11 protein-coding genes and 2 pseudogenes are annotated in these 18,054 nt (G+C 41.1%); 1 reads left to right on the forward strand and 12 read right to left on the reverse strand.

Annotated elements, in window-relative coordinates:
* Positions 1-125: 125 nt before the first annotated feature.
* The 11 genes and pseudogenes from AC1M84_RS07460 to AC1M84_RS07510 all read right to left on the reverse strand — a co-directional run bounded on the left by AC1M84_RS07460 (position 126) and on the right by AC1M84_RS07510 (position 14,498).
* Positions 126-1,547, reverse strand: a complete 1,422-nt coding sequence (locus AC1M84_RS07460) for an FAD-dependent oxidoreductase (protein WP_481594764.1) — start codon at positions 1,545-1,547, stop codon at positions 126-128.
* Positions 1,548-1,619: 72 nt separating this feature from the next.
* Positions 1,620-6,095 carry a glutamate synthase large subunit gene (gene gltB / locus AC1M84_RS07465; protein WP_171076729.1) on the reverse strand — a complete coding sequence of 1,492 codons (4,476 nt, stop codon included), beginning with the start codon at positions 6,093-6,095 and terminating at the stop codon, positions 1,620-1,622.
* 413 nt (positions 6,096-6,508) lie between these two features.
* The gene (locus AC1M84_RS07470) at positions 6,509-7,354 is read right to left on the reverse strand and encodes a hypothetical protein (RefSeq protein ID WP_481593250.1); all 846 of its coding nucleotides are present in this window, start codon (positions 7,352-7,354) and stop codon (positions 6,509-6,511) included.
* Positions 7,355-7,368: 14 nt separating this feature from the next.
* Complete coding sequence (gene aroB / locus AC1M84_RS07475) at positions 7,369-8,448, reverse strand: 3-dehydroquinate synthase (RefSeq protein ID WP_481594765.1); 1,080 nt, start codon at positions 8,446-8,448, stop codon at positions 7,369-7,371.
* 25 nt (positions 8,449-8,473) lie between these two features.
* On the reverse strand, positions 8,474-9,016 hold the full coding sequence (gene aroK, locus AC1M84_RS07480; protein ID WP_035263975.1) for a shikimate kinase AroK: 543 nt from the start codon (positions 9,014-9,016) through the stop codon (positions 8,474-8,476).
* A gap of 36 nt (positions 9,017-9,052) precedes the next feature.
* A pseudogene (locus AC1M84_RS07485) lies at positions 9,053-10,786 on the reverse strand (type IV pilus secretin PilQ); the annotation flags it as partial.
* Between the two features lie 405 nt (positions 10,787-11,191).
* Positions 11,192-11,542, reverse strand: a pseudogene (locus AC1M84_RS07490) (type IV pilus secretin PilQ); the annotation flags it as partial.
* 19 nt (positions 11,543-11,561) lie between these two features.
* Positions 11,562-12,089, reverse strand: coding sequence for a pilus assembly protein PilP (locus tag AC1M84_RS07495; RefSeq protein ID WP_035263973.1), 528 nt, complete (start codon positions 12,087-12,089; stop codon positions 11,562-11,564).
* Positions 12,089-12,817 (reverse strand): type IV pilus inner membrane component PilO, encoded by a 729-nt coding sequence (locus tag AC1M84_RS07500; RefSeq protein ID WP_179998861.1) that lies wholly within the window; start codon positions 12,815-12,817, stop codon positions 12,089-12,091. The genes AC1M84_RS07495 and AC1M84_RS07500 overlap by 1 nt, the downstream gene beginning before the upstream one ends.
* Positions 12,814-13,440, reverse strand: coding sequence for a PilN domain-containing protein (locus AC1M84_RS07505; protein ID WP_179998862.1), 627 nt, complete (start codon positions 13,438-13,440; stop codon positions 12,814-12,816). The genes AC1M84_RS07500 and AC1M84_RS07505 overlap by 4 nt, the downstream gene beginning before the upstream one ends.
* On the reverse strand, positions 13,440-14,498 hold the full coding sequence (locus AC1M84_RS07510; RefSeq protein ID WP_035263966.1) for a pilus assembly protein PilM: 1,059 nt from the start codon (positions 14,496-14,498) through the stop codon (positions 13,440-13,442). The genes AC1M84_RS07505 and AC1M84_RS07510 overlap by 1 nt, the downstream gene beginning before the upstream one ends.
* 168 nt (positions 14,499-14,666) lie before the next feature.
* Here AC1M84_RS07510 and ponA point away from each other — a divergent pair, with 168 nt between their 5' ends.
* Positions 14,667-17,192 carry a penicillin-binding protein PBP1a gene (ponA, locus tag AC1M84_RS07515; RefSeq protein ID WP_481594766.1) on the forward strand — a complete coding sequence of 842 codons (2,526 nt, stop codon included), beginning with the start codon at positions 14,667-14,669 and terminating at the stop codon, positions 17,190-17,192.
* Between the two features lie 31 nt (positions 17,193-17,223).
* Here ponA and AC1M84_RS07520 read toward each other — a convergent pair whose 3' ends face one another.
* Entirely contained in the window at positions 17,224-18,030 is an 807-nt protein-coding gene (locus AC1M84_RS07520) for a putative RNA methyltransferase (protein ID WP_179998864.1), read from the reverse strand.
* Between the last annotated feature and the right edge of the window lie 24 nt (positions 18,031-18,054).

Raw genomic sequence — 18,054 nt, forward strand, 5'->3', positions numbered from 1 at the left:
CATGATTCTTAAGATAGTTCTTAAATTGGATACTTTCGAATATTCAACAAGTGATTGTCAAACAAGTCATGCATATAAATGAAAAATCCTACCGAAGTAGGATTTTTTGTAAGACGTGTTCTCGTTTAAACATCAAGATAATCTAAAATACCTTCAGCAGCTTGACGTCCTTCCCAAATCGCAGTTACGACCAAGTCAGAACCACGCACCATATCTCCACCGGCAAAGATTTTCGGATTAGAAGTTTGGAACTTGTATTGTTGCTGCTCAGGAGCAACGACACGACCTGAACCATCTAAATTAATACTTACATCATTAAACCATTCTGCAGGGCTTGTACGGAAACCAAAGGCCAACAGCACTGCATCAGCAGGTAAGATTTCCTCTGAACCTGGGATCGGTTCAGGACTGCGACGACCACGACTATCAGGCTCACTGAGTTGAGTCGTCACAAATTTAACACCTGTGACCTTTCCATTCTCACCCACGATTTCGATCGGCTGACGATTGAACTGAAATTCAACACCTTCTTCTCGCGCATTTTTAACTTCACGGCGTGAACCTGGCATGTTTTCTTCATCGCGGCGGTATGCACAAGTGACAGATGCTGCACCTTGGCGGATTGAAGTACGGTTACAGTCCATAGCAGTATCACCGCCACCGAGTACAATAACTTTCTTACCTTCCACACTGATAAATTCTGAAGGATCTTTCTCCCAACCTTGGCAACGATTCACATTGGCAATTAAGAAATCAAGCGCATCATAAACACCTTCCAAATCTTCACCTGCGAAACCACCTTTCATGTATGTGTATGTTCCCATACCCATGAAGACAGCGTCATAATCAGCAAGCAATTGATCAATAGTGATGTCTGTGCCAATTTCTGTATTTAAACGGAATTCAATCCCCATGCCTGTAAAGATTTCACGACGACGTTTCATCACGTCCTTTTCCATCTTAAATTCAGGAATACCAAAGGTCAGCAAACCACCAATTTCTGGGCGCTTATCAAATACGACAGGTTTAACACCATTGCGCACCAAAATGTCCGCACAACCTAGACCTGCAGGGCCTGCACCAATAATCGCGACTTTTTTATCTGTCCATTTGACATGAGACATGTCAGGACGCCAGCCCAATGCAAATGCCGTATCATTAATATACTTTTCAGCATTTCCAATGGTCACCGCACCAAACCCATCATTTAGTGTACATGCACCTTCACACAAACGGTCTTGAGGACAAACTCGACCACACACCTCCGGTAGTGTATTGGTTTGGTGGCAAAGCTCTGCTGCTTGAAAAATACGACCTTCAGCAATCAGTTTTAACCAGTTTGGAATATAGTTATGTACTGGACATTTCCATTCACAGTAAGGGTTACCGCAACCTAAACAACGATGTGTTTGGTTTTTAGCAACTTCGGCTGTAAAAGGTTTATAAATTTCCACAAACTCAGCTTTGCGGACGTTGAGATCTTTTTTCTCTGGATCTTGGCGTGCGACATCCAGGAATTGAAAGTCATTATTAAGGCGTTCTGCCATGTCTCTCTCCGTGGGTAGATGCAGTCTGTTGTTAGTTCAGCTGCATCTGCCTATATATCTACAGTAGTGGAATTATTGAGGATCAGCTTGAGTTGTTTTTAATAAAGTCTGCAAGTTTGCAGCTTTCGGCTTCACCAACCAGAATTTACGGCTGTAGAAATCAAACTCGTTACGGATCTTGTACGCCCAAGCACTACCAGTTTCCTTAATATGCTCATCTAAAATGCGGCTTAAGAACTCTTTATGTTCTTCCATTGATTCGGTCGAAATACGATTAAGCTCGATCAACTCGTGGTTATAATGATCAACAAAGTCATTATCTAAATCAAGTACATAAGCAAAACCACCTGTCATACCTGCACCGAAGTTATGACCAACTTTACCCAGTACCGTCACAATACCACCTGTCATATATTCACAACAGTGATCGCCAGCACCCTCAATCACCGCGAACGCACCTGAGTTACGAACAGCAAAACGTTCACCAGCTGTACCTGCAGCAAATAATTTACCGCCTGTTGCACCATATAAACATGTGTTACCAATGATCGCTGTTTCTTGTGTTTGGAATGGAGAACCCTTCGGTGGGAAAATTGAGATACGACCACCCGCCATACCTTTACCCACATAGTCATTCGCATCACCCTCAAGCTTGATATGCAGACCACCCGCATTCCATACACCAAGTGATTGTCCAGCAGTACCTGTCAAATTCACTTTAACAGGGTGTGCTTCCATACTTAAATTACCATAGCGACGAGCGATCTCACCTGAAACACGTGCCCCAATAGAACGGTCACAGTTACCAATGCTAAAACTGTATTCACCACCTGTACCAGCTTCAATCGCAGGCAATATTTCTGCGATCATAGACTCAGCCAAAACACCTTTATCAAATGGTGCATTTCCTTCGACTTCGCAATATTGAGCTTTGCCTTCAGCAGCTGGATGTGATTCAAGTAAAGCACTTAAATCTAGGTGAGCATGCTTATCTGTTTCACCAGGTAGCATTTCTAGTAAATCGGTACGACCAATCAAGTCTTTCAAACTTGATACACCTAATGCAGCCAACCACTCACGTGTTTCTTCAGCAATAAAGGTGAAGAAGTTAATGAGCATTTGTGGTTCGCCGATATAGTGCTCTTGACGCAAATGATCTTGCTGAGTCGCTACACCAGTCGCACAGTTATTTAAGTGGCAGATACGGAGGTATTTACAACCCAACGCAATCATTGGTGTAGAACCAAAACCGAAGCTTTCCGCACCTAAAATAGCTGCTTTCACGACATCTAGACCCGTTTTTAAACCACCATCCGTTTGAACGCGAACTTTACCACGCAAATCATTTACACGAAGGGCTTGATGCGCTTCAGAAAGACCAAGCTCCCATGGCGAACCCGCATGATGAATCGAAGACAATGGCGATGCTGCTGTACCACCGTCATAACCAGAGATGGTAATAAAGTCAGCATAGGCTTTTGCAACACCCGCAGCAATCGTACCCACACCTGGCTCAGATACCAGTTTTACAGAGACCATCGCTTGAGGGTTAACTTGTTTTAAATCAAAAATTAACTGCGATAAATCTTCGATTGAATAAATATCGTGGTGCGGTGGTGGAGAAATTAATGTCACACCCGGTACAGAGTAGCGTAAACGTGCAATTAAGCCATTCACTTTACCACCTGGCAACTGACCACCTTCACCCGGTTTTGCACCTTGTGCCACTTTAATTTGCAGTACTTCTGCAGAAGTTAAGTAAGCAGGCGTTACACCAAAACGACCTGATGCGATTTGTTTGATTTTTGAGTTCCGGATTGTGCCGTAACGCGCTGGATCTTCACCACCCTCTCCTGAGTTCGAACGACCACCAATTGTATTCATTGCAATGGCAATCGCTTCATGTGCTTCTGGTGATAATGCCCCTAAAGACATCCCTGCAGAGTCAAAACGCGGAAGAATCGCTTCTACAGATTCAACTTGATCCAGTGGAATTGAATTTTCTGTTTTGAGTTTAAATAAATCACGAATGGTTGCCACTGGACGATTATTTACAAGCTCAGCATATTCTTTGAAATCTTCATATTTCCCAGAACGTACAGATTTATGTAGAGCATTAATTACATCAGGATTAAAAGCGTGATATTCCTTATCAAATACAAATTTCAGTAAACCACCTTGCTCAATTGGCTTACGTGATTTCCAAGCGGTTTCTGCTAATTTTTTCAAATCATTTTCAAGATCAACAAAAGTCGCACCTTTAATACGGCTTGGAACACCTGTGAAGCATTTATTAACAACTTCTTCAGATAAACCAACAGCCTCAAATAACTGCCCACCGCGATATGAAGCAACGGTCGAAATACCCATTTTTGAAAGGACTTTCAACAATCCTTTTTCAATCCCTTTACGGAAATTCGCTTGTGCATGAATCGGATCACCTAACAACTCACCTTTCGCAATTAAATCATTAATGACGTCATATGCAAGATATGGGTAAATTGCTGTTGCGCCAAAGCCAAGCATTACGGCAAACTGGTGTGGATCACGCGCTAAAGCTGTTTCAACAATAATGTTTGCATCTGTACGTAAACCTGCATGGATGAGGTAATGATGGATAGCACCCGTTACCATGGCTGCATTCGCTGGTAAGAACCCTTCACGGATTTTCTTATCAGAAATCACCAATAGGGTTTTGCCATCACGAATTGCTTGCGCTGCTTCTTCACAAATACGTGTAATCGCGGCTTCTAGACCTTCAGTCTCTGCATAGTTTAGATCAATATCTGCAATCTCGTAGCCCTTACGACCTAAAGTGCGAATTTGATGCATTTTAGAGTTTGACAGTACAGGACTTGAAATAATTAATCGATCCGCATGCTCTGGACCTTGTTCAAATACATTTTGTTCACGACCCAAACATGTTTCTAAAGACATTACGATCGATTCACGTAATGGATCGATTGGTGGGTTAGTTACTTGAGCAAACTGTTGACGGAAGTAATCTGTTACATGGCGTACTTGACGAGACAATACTGCCATCGGCGTATCATCGCCCATCGAACCTACTGCTTCTTGACCACTTTCAGCGATTGGACGTAATAACTGATCTCGCTCTTCAAATGTCACCATAAACATTTTTTGAGCTGCTTTTAAAGCATCGCCTTTTAAGCCTTGATCACATAGATATTCTTCTAGCTCTGGGCTGCCTTGGATACGCACTGAATTTTCACGCAACCATTGACGATAAGGACGCATTTTTTTCAGATGATTACTGACGTCTTTAGTATCCAGCAATTTACCAGTGAAAGTGTCAATGACTAAGATCTGACCTGGTCCAACACGACCTTTAGATACTACGTCTTCTGGTTCATAACCCCAGACACCAATTTCTGATGCAAGTGTGATGTAACCATTCTTAGTAATTACCCAACGTGCAGGACGTAAGCCATTACGGTCAAGCATACAAATCGCATGACGACCATCTTGAATCACAAGACCTGCTGGCCCATCCCATGCTTCCATATGTTTAGAGTTGAACTCATAGAATGCACGTAAATCAGCATCTAAAGTTTCAACGTTTTGCCATGCTGGTGGAACGAGCATGCGTAGTGCACGGAATAAGTCCATACCTCCACCAACCAAGATCTCGAGCATGTTGTCTAAACTTGAAGAGTCAGAGCCAGTACGGTTTACGATTGGGTTAAGCTCAGTTAAACCTGGCAAGAGCGGGTTTTCAAACTTTGGTGTACGTGCCATCGCCCAGTTACGGTTTGCTGTAATGGTATTAATTTCACCATTGTGCGCTAAGTAACGGAAAGGTTGTGCCAATGGCCAACGTGGCAATGTATTGGTTGAGAAACGCTGATGGAACACCACAATGTGAGATTCCAAACGTGGATCAGCCAAATCTGTATAAAAATCTGCAATCGCTTCAGGCATCATTAAGCCTTTATAAGAGATCACAGTTGAACAAAGTGTTGTAACGTAGAATGAACTATCTTGACTTAATTTTTGTTCAGCACGACGTCGAGCCAAGAATAACTTACGGTTAAACTCAACTTCTTCAACACCCATTGGACAGTTAACAATTACTTGTTCAAATGCTGGCAAAGACTGCATCGCAATTGAGCCTAATGCTTCATTATTGGTTGGCACTAAGCGCCATGCAATTACACGCAAACCTTCTGATTCAATTTCTTTAGTCAGCACTTGTTTTGCATGTGCAGCAATTGCAGGATCTAGGCTAAGAAAAACTGTACCTACTGCAAAAATTTCACTGAGTGTAATATCACTTAAACGTTTTGCTTCTTCACGGAAGAATTGCTTAGGCATAGCCAACAGTAGACCACATCCATCACCCGTCTTACCATCTGCAGCAATACCACCGCGGTGCGTCATACAACTTAAACTATGAATCGCGGTCTTGACCAAGTCATGACTCGCATCACCTTGCATATGGGCGATTAATCCGAAACCACAGTTATCTTTAAACTCATCCGGTTGGTATAGACCTTTAGCGGGAGCTACAGTATTAGGCGATGGCATGTGCATAGCGTACCCTTCTTCAACATGGCCCTCATTGGGCAAAACTTATCTATTCTTCAAATACGATTTCTTTATAAAACAAAGACATGATTCTGTATGTCTTTCGTTATTGAACGTCTTTTCTGATTTAATTTCACAAATGTACGAGACGATTTGCACCCATTTAAAGCAGATCAATTTGACTAAATCGCACACTAAATTAAGGTCTTCGCTCCAAAATAGGGACAATTTACTTAATCAGTGCACCAATAAAGCAAAATCTATGCCAATATTTATTTATTCCGTGCAAGCGTTTTATTTCAATTATTTTGTCATTATTAACCGAAAAGGCACCAAATTAGAACCACTTTATCGCACCAATGATGTGCAAATTTATTATGCTTTCGTTTAATTTTGCGCCATTTTATACCATTTTAATTAAATGGATCACTAATTTGAGCCTCTTGATTCCGTTTATCCGTATTATTCTTTGAATTATCGCTCGAAATAGGGTCAACATTCGATTGCGAACGTCTCACATCAACCACATTTCCTGACTGATCTTTTCTTGTAATAGTCACATTAGTTGTTGCCTTAGCAGGATCAACCACAGGGGTTGGCTTAGGACGAACCAGCAAGGACTCATCAATCAATGGCACAGCCGCAGGTCGTAATTTAACTTCGTATAATTTTGCAGTTGTCAGTTCTTCAGATCCCATGTCATTGACTTGACCCACAAACTGATTAAAGCCAGCAACTTTAGGCGCCACAGAAGGTGGTAACTTTAAATCCAATCCATTTAAAGTTGTCTTAGCAGCACCTTCCCCCATAAACAGCCCATAACCCAAAATGTACTGTTCGACTTGGTCTTCACCACTCAAACGAAAATAAATGTATGATTTACGATCAGTTTGCTTATTAAGAAAACTTTTAATTACATCTTCATTGGTAACGCGAAATAGTTCGATAAAATAATTATTTTTATTGTCTTGAATAAACTTTGTGCCTCTAAATTCAGGCAAATGGTTTCCTGAAGCAACTTTACGCGCAGTTAATTCTAAAGGTCGCACTTGATCAGTCAGCCCACCCAAATAATTTGTTGCTGCCACCTTTTCTGGTTGAATCTGAACTTGAGTTTCTTCAAGTTGCTTAGACTGAGCAACCAACTCTTTGCTATCTGTCAAAATCCAGAATACAAAAGATGCGACTAAAAACAGTATGCCACCGATCAACCAAATATATTGTTGCGCTGTGCGTGGGGATGAGTGGCGTACCGTCATGAGAAAACCTAAGATTATGCTTGATTACGTAAAATCGCTTGTTTCATTAATTCCACATCAAACTCTTTGGTAATTACTGCTTGCCCTAGCGACTTCAAGAGCACTAAACGTAATTGACCGTTCAGGACTTTTTTGTCATGAGACATATATGCCAAAAATTCATCAAGTGGAATTTGAGGACATTTTATCGGTAATTTCGCACGTTGAATGATAATTTTTGTACGTTCAAGGTCAGCTTCTGTGATCCACCCCATTAAATAAGATAAATCTGCCGCCATCACCATTCCCGTCGCCACAGCCTCACCATGTAACCACTCACCATACCCCAGATAAGATTCAATCGCATGTCCAAAAGTATGACCTAAATTCAGTAATGCACGCTCACCCTGTTCTTTCTCGTCATTGGCCACAATTCGCGCTTTGTGTGCACAAGAGCGGTACACTGCTTCAGCAAGTAATTCTGGATGTTGTGCAACGAGACCATCCATGTTTTCCTCAAGCCATGCAAGAAAATCAACATCTCCTAATAGGGCATACTTAATGACTTCAGCCAAACCTGCTGATAACTCACGCTCAGGCAATGTTTTAAGTTGCGCCATATCCGCAAGTACGACCTGTGGCTGCTGGAATGCACCAATCATGTTTTTGCCTAATGAGTGGTTGATTCCAGTTTTACCGCCAACGCTCGAATCGACTTGCGATAGCAGCGTGGTCGGGACTTGAATAAAATACACTCCGCGTTGGAAACAAGCTGATGCAAATCCAGCCATGTCGCCAATCACCCCTCCACCCAAGGCAAGCACTGTACAATCGCGGTTAAATCCTGCCTCAAGCAAGGCATCAAAAATTAAATTCAAATGTTCAATATTTTTATAACATTCACCATCAGGTAGAACACATGTCCCAACTTTTTTACCTAAACCTTCCACAGCTGATACATAGTGATCTAAATACAACGGTTTAACCGTTTCATTGGTGACAATCATGACCTGTTGCCCATGAATATAGGGTTCAAGTAATTGTTGCGGATCTAAATCACTACCAATGAAAATAGGATAACGGCGTTCACCGAGTTCAACGAATAAGGTTTGCATGATGTTATAAGCCAATAAAACAAATTTAATTCAATTCTTTTGCGACAATCACATTAAGAATACGTTGTGCCAAATCACGCGCAGCACCTTGATTCGTTTCAATAATATGATGTGCAACTTCACGATACAGCGGATCACGAATATTCAATAATTCACGTAATTTCTGTTCAGGATTTTCGACTTGTAATAAAGGTCGATTTTTATCACGGTAGGTTCTTTGAAGTTGTATTTCTACGGGAGTATAAAGATAAATCACAATACCTCGATCTTTTAGATAAGATCGATTAATCGACTGAGTAACTGCACCGCCACCCGTCGCAACAACTAAATTTTGTTTTGATGTTAAATCATCAATTACCAGTGATTCACGATGTCTGAATCCCTGTTCACCCTCTTTCTCAAAAATCCATGGGATGGTCGCCCCAGTTTTTCTTTCTATCTCATGATCACTATCAAGAAACTCTCGATGAAGTAAATCTGCAAGATGTCGACCAACGGTTGTTTTACCAGCTCCCATGGGCCCTACCAAATAAATATTCGGTAGGGTTTCAAACTCTTTGCTTGGCAAGGAGTCACCTATTGAATTGCTTTCATTGAAACTATATTAATTGTTTCTAGTTTGCCTGTCATTAACAATTCTTGGTGTCACAAAGATTAATAACTCACGCTTATTCTCTGTTTTACTGTCTTTACGGAATAGACGACCAACAGCAGGAATATCACCAAAGAAAGGCACCTTGGTTTGGTTAAAAATCGTTTCTTGCTCGAAAATACCACCTAACACCACAGTTTCACCGTTGTTCACAAGCACATTGGTATCAATTTGATTTTTATTCAAAATGATTTCACCATTCTGTGCATAACCTGCTGGTGAATCACTGGTAATATTCAATTTCATTTGAATTTTACCATCAGGTGTAATACTTGGCGTTACCTCTAAGCTTAACAATGCTTCTTTAAAGGAAGTCGTCGCCGTTGCAGCACCACCTGCAGTTTCAGTGGTTTGGTAAGGAATTTCCTGACCCGAAGCAACTTTCGCTTGCTGCTTATCAGCAGTGAGAACTTTTGGTGTAGAAATAACTTCACCGTAGCCATCAGCTTGTAGTGCCGACAACTCAAGGTCCAGCATAAAATCAGACATATTGATTAAACCAAATGCAATTTTACCTGCAGCCCCAGCCACACCTAAATCCACATTTAAGTTATCAGGACGTTGAATATTATAACGACCATCCTCACTTGGTGATTTTAAATCCCACAGCGTTTGATCACTACCACCAACCAAAAGATCATTATTGGTTGCAACACCTTTCGATACTACCCCCCATTTCACACCCATTTCTTTAGTGAAATCTGTTGTCGCACGTACAATACGAGCTTCGATCATGACTTGTTTTACAGAAACATCCAGTAAATCAATCATCTTGCGAATTTGATCAATTTTTTGGACTGTATCATTAATGATCAATGTATTGGTACGTGGATCAATTGAAACTGTACCACGTGGACTTAATAATGACCCGACACTGTCCCCCAATGGGTCAGTTGTTGAGTTTGTATTATTACCATTAGAAGAACGACTGTTACGACCTTCAGTAATCAACTTTTCAATATCTTCAACTTTGGCATAGCTCAATTGAATATATTCGGTTTGCAATGGTGCCAATTTCACACTTTGTGCAATGGCTTTCGCCTCTTCTTCTTCGGCTTTAATCAATTCTGGAACAGGTGCAATCCAAATCACGTTTCCGTTGCGACGCTTATCCAAGTTCTTGGTTTTCATTACAATATCAAGCGCTTGATCCCAAGGCACATCTTTTAAGCGTAATGTAATATTCCCTTGAACTGAATCCGAAGTCACCATATTAATGCCGGTAAAATCAGCCAACAATTGTAATACGCGGCGCACTTCAATGTCTTGGAAGTCGAGAGAAATCTTATTACCTGTATATTTCGGTGTACGATTTTGGCTGCTTAAGCCTTTTTTCTCTTCTGGGCGTTTTAGACTGATCGTTAACTTACCATCTGTTTGATAAGCCATATATTCGAAGCTACCACTCGACTGAATGGAAATTACACCATTCGACTTATCATTATAAGCGTCTACTGTAGAGACAGGCGTCGCAAAATCATTAACGTTTAAACGGCGCACCAAATGCGATGGAATTTTGTTACCGAGGAAACGCACCACAACTTTGCTACCTTGCTGTTGTACATCCACTGGTGTATCTGCTGTTTTTAAATTCAGTACAACTTGTCCCTCACCTGCACTACCGCGCTCAAAACCAATTTCTTGTAGTCCTTGTTCTACTGCTTGATAAGCGACAGGTGCTGGCGCTGTATACGCAACAGGCTGCTGATAAACAGGAGCTACTGGAGGTGGTACAGGTGCTGCAACTTGCTGACTAACCACTGATGTAGGTGGAGCGGCAGGTCTTAACACAGTAGGCGTTGGTGCAGTTGGTTTCAATACCTGCTGTGCTGCAACAGGAATCACAGGTGTTGGAGTTACAGGTGTCGTTGCCACAGCTGTAGCCGCAACAGGTGTAACGTTATTCGTCAGATTAGGACGTATGACTGGCTTTAAAACACTTGGTTTAGTCGTTGGTTCTGCTGCTTTGGCTTGTGTAACCACTGGCGCCGCTGGTGTTGCCACTTTCGCAGAGTTCGGATTATTTATTTTTAAAATAAAGGTATTGCCTTCAACACGTGTCGTGTAGCTACCTTTCTGCGTTAAATTGACAGTTAACCGTGAACGCTGATCATTAGAAATGACTTCAACTGAGTTTGCTTCAGTGGTCGACACAGGTATTTTAGTATTCGCCAGTGTTTGACCTGCCTGCATAAAATCCAAAACGAGTCGAGATGGATTTTCCAATTGATATGACTGTGGCTGTGGAGGTAATCCGTTAAACATGACACGGATTTCTGTTCCTTGACCTGGCACCTGCAAAGGCACAATATTGGTCATCGTAGTTTTAGCCGCCGCTGCCTGCATAACAGCTATAGAAACAGTGGTCATAGCGAATTGACGAAGAAAACGGTTCATATACTGTCGATCCCCACCCCAAAAATTTTGCATACTCTTTTTCATTGTTATTCCTTAACTCGTCTTAACCAACAGGCCCAAGCAACACTAAGCTTCTTGGTCTTTCGATATAACCATCTCGACCATCTGAAACAATTTCAATCAGATCGATTTGAGTCGGCGTTATCTTCACGATGCGCCCTTGGTTCATCCCCATGTAATTACCACGTTGCACACGCTCAATCTCACCATCAGGGGTTTGAATCAAAGCGAGAATCTGTCCATTGTTACGTTTTAAACTTCCTTTAAAGTTTAACGTTTCCAATGCATAGCTTTCTAAAGGCTGTGGTTGACGATTAAAATTAGGATAAACACGTTTACCCGACATGATTCTTAGCTCTGTTGCCAATGAGTTTGGCAAGAATGGACTTCGAAGTTGATGCGCCGAGTAAAGAAAATTTGGAACTGGATTAAATACAGGTGCCGGTTCTATCGGTAAAGGTGGTTGGCTACGAATATTCGCCATTTCTTGATTGACCGCATCAATACGCGAATCACATCCCACCATAGTCGCTGCAATAACTAATCCGCACAAAAGCTTAAATGATTTCATTATTGTCCTCCTGCTGGCATATCAGCTGGTGGAACAACCGCTGAACCTACCGTATCTTCAGTCGATGCAACATAACGATATGTTTTGGCTTTTAATGAATAATTGATCAGTGGAATATCAGATTTTTTATCTGTACTTGGCGTCGCTGTAATCACAAAATCATGCAAAGTCACGATACGCGGTAAAGACGCAATTCCACTCACAAAACGCCCAAATGAATGATAATCACCTGTCGTTTCTATCGAAATTGGCTGCTCAATGAAGAATTCTTGAGCCACTTCATTTTCGAGACGGATATTTTTAAATTTGAGTCCTGAATTCACACCTGTTAAGTTGATGTCCTCAACTAAACTTGGAATTTCTGTTTCTTTTGGCAATTGTTGTAATTGCTCATTGAAATTCATTTCCATTTGTTGCAACTGTGCTTGGTATTGCTGCAAATTACGGAGCTTAGAATCCTTTTCTTTAAACTCTGTCAGTAAATTTACCTCTTGTGCTTTAGCAAGATCAATGGATTCAAGTTTTGGTTTAATCACCAAAAAGTAACCAATAGCACAAACAAATAGGAAAATAAAAATCCAACAGGTAATTTTTACAGACAGTGGCCAACTACCGTAGTTATTGGAGTCCAAAGTATTAAATTGCTGAAAGAACTTTTCAACAGTCATGGACTTCTTTTTAGGTGCAGTGACGTCTGAATCAAAATCATTTAAATCATTACGACTCATGGTGCACCTCCCACATTATTCGCGTCCATATCTGATGTCGGTTGAGCAATTGCACCCAAGTCGACAGTCACGATAAATGTACCGTATGACTCTTCAACTCGAGGGATTACCGAACTTGGTGCTTTTTCCTTCACTTCTGGCGCAGCCAAGAATGAATTCATAAATGCATTTCGGTACCACTGGGAAGCTTCTAAACCACGTAATAACTCTGCTACCGCATTCGGGCTTTCAGCTTTACCTTCGATGGTAAATTTATTACCAGTACGGGTAAATTTCGTCAGATACACCGTTTCAGGAACAACACGTACCAATTCATCTACTAAACGCACAGTAACAGGTCGTTGACCTTCAAGACCTTGAATCAGTTTCATCCGCTCAATCACTGCATTTCGACGTTCTTGCAATCCTTCCAAGGATTTTAATTGAACGTCTAAACTTTGATTGGTGCTTACAATAAGTTGGTTTGCTTGTTCTTGGTCTTGCAATTTATGATTCAAGAAGAACCAAGCTGCTAAAACCGATAAAATCGCAAGTAATACCACTGCGATACAGATATAAACAAATTGCTTTTTTCGCTGTTCTCTTAGCTCTTCGCGCCAAGGGAGTAAATTAATTTTAGCCATTAATCAAAACTCCTCAATGCCAAGCCACACGCCACCAATAATGATGGTGCATCATTTTCTATTTTTTTCAGGTCGATTTGAGGAGAAAAGCCCATTTGTAAAAATGGATTAGCAATAGTGACGCGATATCCCAATTTTTGTTGCATCATTTTTGCAAGACCTGGGATATTGGCATTACCACCCGCCAATAAAATATGATCAATCTCGTTAAATTGAGAAGAAGAGAAAAAGAACTGTAATGAACGCGCTGCTTGTTGAATCACTGCATCAAGGAATGGCATTAAAACTTCTGTTTCAAAGTCATCTGGTAAGGTGTTGTCTTTTTTAGCACGCCCAGCTTCATCATAAGATAAGCCATAACGATTTTGCACATCTTGAGTCAATTGCTTACCGCCAAACACTTGTTCGCGCGTGTAAATAATTTTGCCATTTTGCATGACTGATAAAGTCGTCATGGTATGACCAATATCAAGAACGCCAACAAGATTTGCACCAATCGGCAATGTATCTGCAAAGACTTCAAAACTACGTTCCAGTGCATAGCTTTCAACATCGGCAACTTTTGGGGTAAGGCCGACCAAATCCAATACTTCAATACGAGAGTCCACGTTTTCAGTACGTGTCGCAACGAGTAGAACGTTCACTCTGTTTGGATTGTTTAATCGCTCAGGAAGCACTTCAAAGTCTAAACTGACTTCGTCAAGTGGGAATGGGATATATTGCTCAGCATCCATACGAATCTGAACTTCACGCTCATCATCGCTCATGTCGGCATCCATCTCGATGACCTTGTGAATCACCATAGATGTAGGTACCGCAAAAGCAGCATTCGTCGATTGCGGATTTGCAATATTAATCGCGCGCTCTAAAGCATCAGCCACGTTATCCTGATTGAGGATGTTTTTTTCAACAACACTCCCATCAACCAATGGACTTAACCCGTAACTTTCAACCCAATAGCGACCGTTTTTAACTGATAGCTCTAATAGCTTAACAGAGGTCGAACTAACATCTACCCCCACTAACCCCTTATTTGGCTTACGATATAGTCTAAGCACAATGCAATTCCTATTATTTTTTTGTCCCCAACAACAGCACAATACAAACTAACTACACTTGGTCTAATTTTTTTGCGGATATAATAACTCAACTAACATTCTGTTAAATGAGAAGCTATACTGACCTTCTATTAGTTTGCCTTTAGCACCTATTAAAACTTACTTGTTATGAAAAAGCTATCTTGTTGTGGACAGATTCACCCTTTTTTTTTGCTGATTATCATTATCTTAGTCACAATTCCAATGGGCTTTTATGGAATGTATCTCTATATTGCACCATCTTTGCCAGAGATGACTGCTTTTAAGAAGGCTCCATTATTAAAACCGCTGCAAGTTTATACAGCAGATAACCAATTAATCGCAGAATATGGTGGCAAACTTTCTGTTCCAGTTGATTATGAGCAAATCCCACAAGATTTTATTCATGCTTTTTTAGCTGCAGAAGACTCTTCTTTTTTTGAGCATAGCGGTATTAGTTTTAAAAGTTTAGGACGTGCAGTCAGTGAATCGATCACGGGTTCTGACATTCAAACTGGTGGTTCTACAATTACCATGCAGGTGGCTAAAAACTATTATTTAACACCAGAACGAACTCTCAAGCGCAAACTCACCGAAATTTTCTTAGCACGTAAAATCGAACAAAAATTATCAAAAGAAGAAATTCTAACTCTCTACGTCAATAAAATTTTCCTCGGTAAAAATGCTTATGGCATCGCCGCAGCAGCAAAAATTTATTACAACAAGAATTTAGACGATCTTTCAATTGCCCAAATGGCAATGATTGCAGGATTACCTAAAGCACCCTCTAAGTATAATCCTGTGGCCAATCCTGAACGTGCGTTAGAACGTCGCAATTGGATTTTAGGTCGTATGCTACAGTTGGGTTATATCAGCCAAATTGAATATGAAGATGCTGTATCAGAGCCTATCGCTTTGGACATGCCTGATCGCGGTATTAACAATAAATTCCCTTATGTCGGTGAAATGGTTCGTTCGGAACTCGTCAAAAAATTCGGCGATCTCGCGATCGATTCAGGATATAAGGTTTACACCACTATTGATTACAATCGTCAAGCCTTTGCCGAAGAAGCAGTTCGTGTTGGTTTAGAAAGTTATGACCGTCGTCATGGATGGCGTGGCCCAGAAGCCCATGACAAACCCTTAAAAGACTTTGTACCATTTGCAAACACCTACCCTGCTGAAGTCACTAAAGTTTTAAGTAATTCTTTTGAAGCAACTTTACAAGATGGTTCATCAGTCACTGTTCCTTGGTCTGGCATGTCTTGGGCGAGACGCTATCGCAATGCCAATAGTGTGGGTGGTGCACCTAGCAATGCTTCACAAATTGTAAAAGTCAAAGATATTGTTCGTCTACGTCCAAATCAAAATCGTAGTATGTGGTCCTTGGTACAGGTGCCTCGTGTACAAGGTCAGTTAATTGCACTTAACCCAAATGATGGCTCAATTGTCGCGATCGTTGGTGGATATAATTTTTATCAATCGAAATTTAACCGTGCGCTGCAAGGTTGGCGTCAACCTGGCTCTATTATCAAACCATTTGTCTACTCGCTTGCACTTGAACGAGGTATGACGCCGCATACCATGGTTAGTGATAACCCCATTACCATTGGTAAATGGTCACCACGCAATTCTGATGGGCGCTATTTGGGGATGATTCCATTACGTCGCGCTTTATATTTGTCACGTAATACTGTCTCTGTTCGCCTTTTACAAACAGTTGGTCTAGAACGTACTCGCCAATTGTTTATGGATTTTGGTTTGCAGGATGATCAGATTCCACGTAACTACACGATTGCATTAGGAACACCTCAAGTACTCCCTGTGCAAATGGCAACAGGCTATGCCGCAATTGCCAATGGCGGTTTCCGCGTGCAACCTCACTTCATTAGCCGTATTGAGGATGCTTACGGCAAAGTGATTTATCAAGCCAATCCAGAATACGCATGTATTTCATGTATTAAATCTCAGAAGCAAGATACAACCTCTGCTGAAGCAACAACACCAGACGACGAAATTATTGAAGTTACCAATCAGTCTTTAGAGGATAAGCAACCCACTTTAACCGATGAAGAGCGTAGCCAATATCGTCAAGCACATCGAATTTTAAAATCCAGTTCAGCATTTGATATGGCGAATATTTTACGAGACGTAATTCAGCATGGTACTGGTCGCGCAGCATTAAAAATTGGTCGTGGTGATTTAGGAGGTAAAACAGGAACAACCAATGATGCAAAAGATGCTTGGTTCGCTGGCTTTAACGGCAATCTAGTCGCAGTTTCATGGGTAGGTTTCGACCAACCGACTACGCTAGGTCGTCGTGAATATGGGGGTATCGCTGCTCTTCCAATTTGGAGTGACTTTATGGAGAAGTCTCTTGCCAATACACCATATGCTTGGGTAAGTTTAGATAAAAATGCAAAAGCTCCTTTAAGTCGAGAACAACGTGGTCGTGTACAGACATTAAACCATGAGCAAAAAGATAAAACTCCACCTTTAGCTCGTCCGATTTACCGCCCAGCCCCAGTGGTAGCACCAACGAATGATCGCGATTTTGATGATCTACCAGATACCGATCAACCGTTAACTCCGACGTCGTCGATACCACCGGATATGAATTCAACACCACAAGTTAAACGAGATTCAATCGAAAATTTGATTAATCAAGTTCAATAACCAAATAAAGCCCTCTAAAAGAGGGCTTCTTTTAACTTTTCTTTTTTAAAATATAGATCTGAAACTCTGCACTCAATTCAAATTTTTCAACTTGCTCTAATTGCTCACGCCGTTCAGGCTTCGCCTTATAAGCATATGGCGTCATTGCGATAAGAGACTTTAAATCATTTTGGTTTAACACCAATGGTGCTTGGATTAAGCTTTCATCAATTAATTCAAAGTGCTCGCTCAACTGCGCTACAAATTTATGTGGCTCATGTGCTTTAACTTCTTCAAATAGTGCTTCTCGCATTTTATATAAATGTTGTGGACCTGGGGTAACAACCATTAAATACCCCGATGATTTTAATACACGTAATATTTCCGCCTCGGGAATAGGACTAAATAAACTGGTACATAAATCGATGGTCTCGCTTAAAACAGGCAACACAGCCCCCGTACCCACAACCCAAGTGACATTTTGATTTAATTTTGCTGCTACCTGAACTGCAGTTTTAGCAATATCCACCCCCACAACTTGTATCGCTTCAGCTTCCATTGCATTGGTGTAATATCCTTCACCGCAACCAATATCTAAAAGATTTTCAATACGTAATTCTCGGATTTTAGCAACGACAGCTTGCTGTAATGGCGCATAAAATCCCGCTGATAAAAACGACCGTCTAGCTTGAACAGACTCAGGGGTATCCCCTGGATTTTTACTATGTTTATGCTGTACGACATGCAAATTCACATAACCTTGCTTTGCAATATCGTAACTATGATTACTCTTGCAGCGCCATGTTTTCCCCTCAAGCGCCAATGCCTCGCGACAAACAGGACACATCAACAGATTCATCATTTTCTCCAAAAAATTTTAGCG

Source organism: Acinetobacter sp. 24-47-66, from assembly GCF_056779755.1.

Bases quoted from the DNA above. Each gene is read 5' to 3' on its own strand.
- AC1M84_RS07460 (WP_481594764.1), bottom strand. From the start codon at position 1,547: ATGGCAGAACGCCTTAATAATGACTTTCAATTCCTGGATGTCGCACGC.
- gltB (WP_171076729.1), bottom strand. From the start codon at position 6,095: ATGCCATCGCCTAATACTGTAGCTCCCGCTAAAGGTCTATACCAACCG.
- AC1M84_RS07470 (WP_481593250.1), bottom strand. From the start codon at position 7,354: ATGACGGTACGCCACTCATCCCCACGCACAGCGCAACAATATATTTGG.
- aroB (WP_481594765.1), bottom strand. From the start codon at position 8,448: ATGCAAACCTTATTCGTTGAACTCGGTGAACGCCGTTATCCTATTTTC.
- AC1M84_RS07495 (WP_035263973.1), bottom strand. From the start codon at position 12,089: ATGAAATCATTTAAGCTTTTGTGCGGATTAGTTATTGCAGCGACTATG.
- AC1M84_RS07500 (WP_179998861.1), bottom strand. From the start codon at position 12,817: ATGAGTCGTAATGATTTAAATGATTTTGATTCAGACGTCACTGCACCT.
- AC1M84_RS07505 (WP_179998862.1), bottom strand. From the start codon at position 13,440: ATGGCTAAAATTAATTTACTCCCTTGGCGCGAAGAGCTAAGAGAACAG.
- ponA (WP_481594766.1), top strand. From the start codon at position 14,667: ATGAAAAAGCTATCTTGTTGTGGACAGATTCACCCTTTTTTTTTGCTG.
- AC1M84_RS07520 (WP_179998864.1), bottom strand. From the start codon at position 18,030: ATGAATCTGTTGATGTGTCCTGTTTGTCGCGAGGCATTGGCGCTTGAG.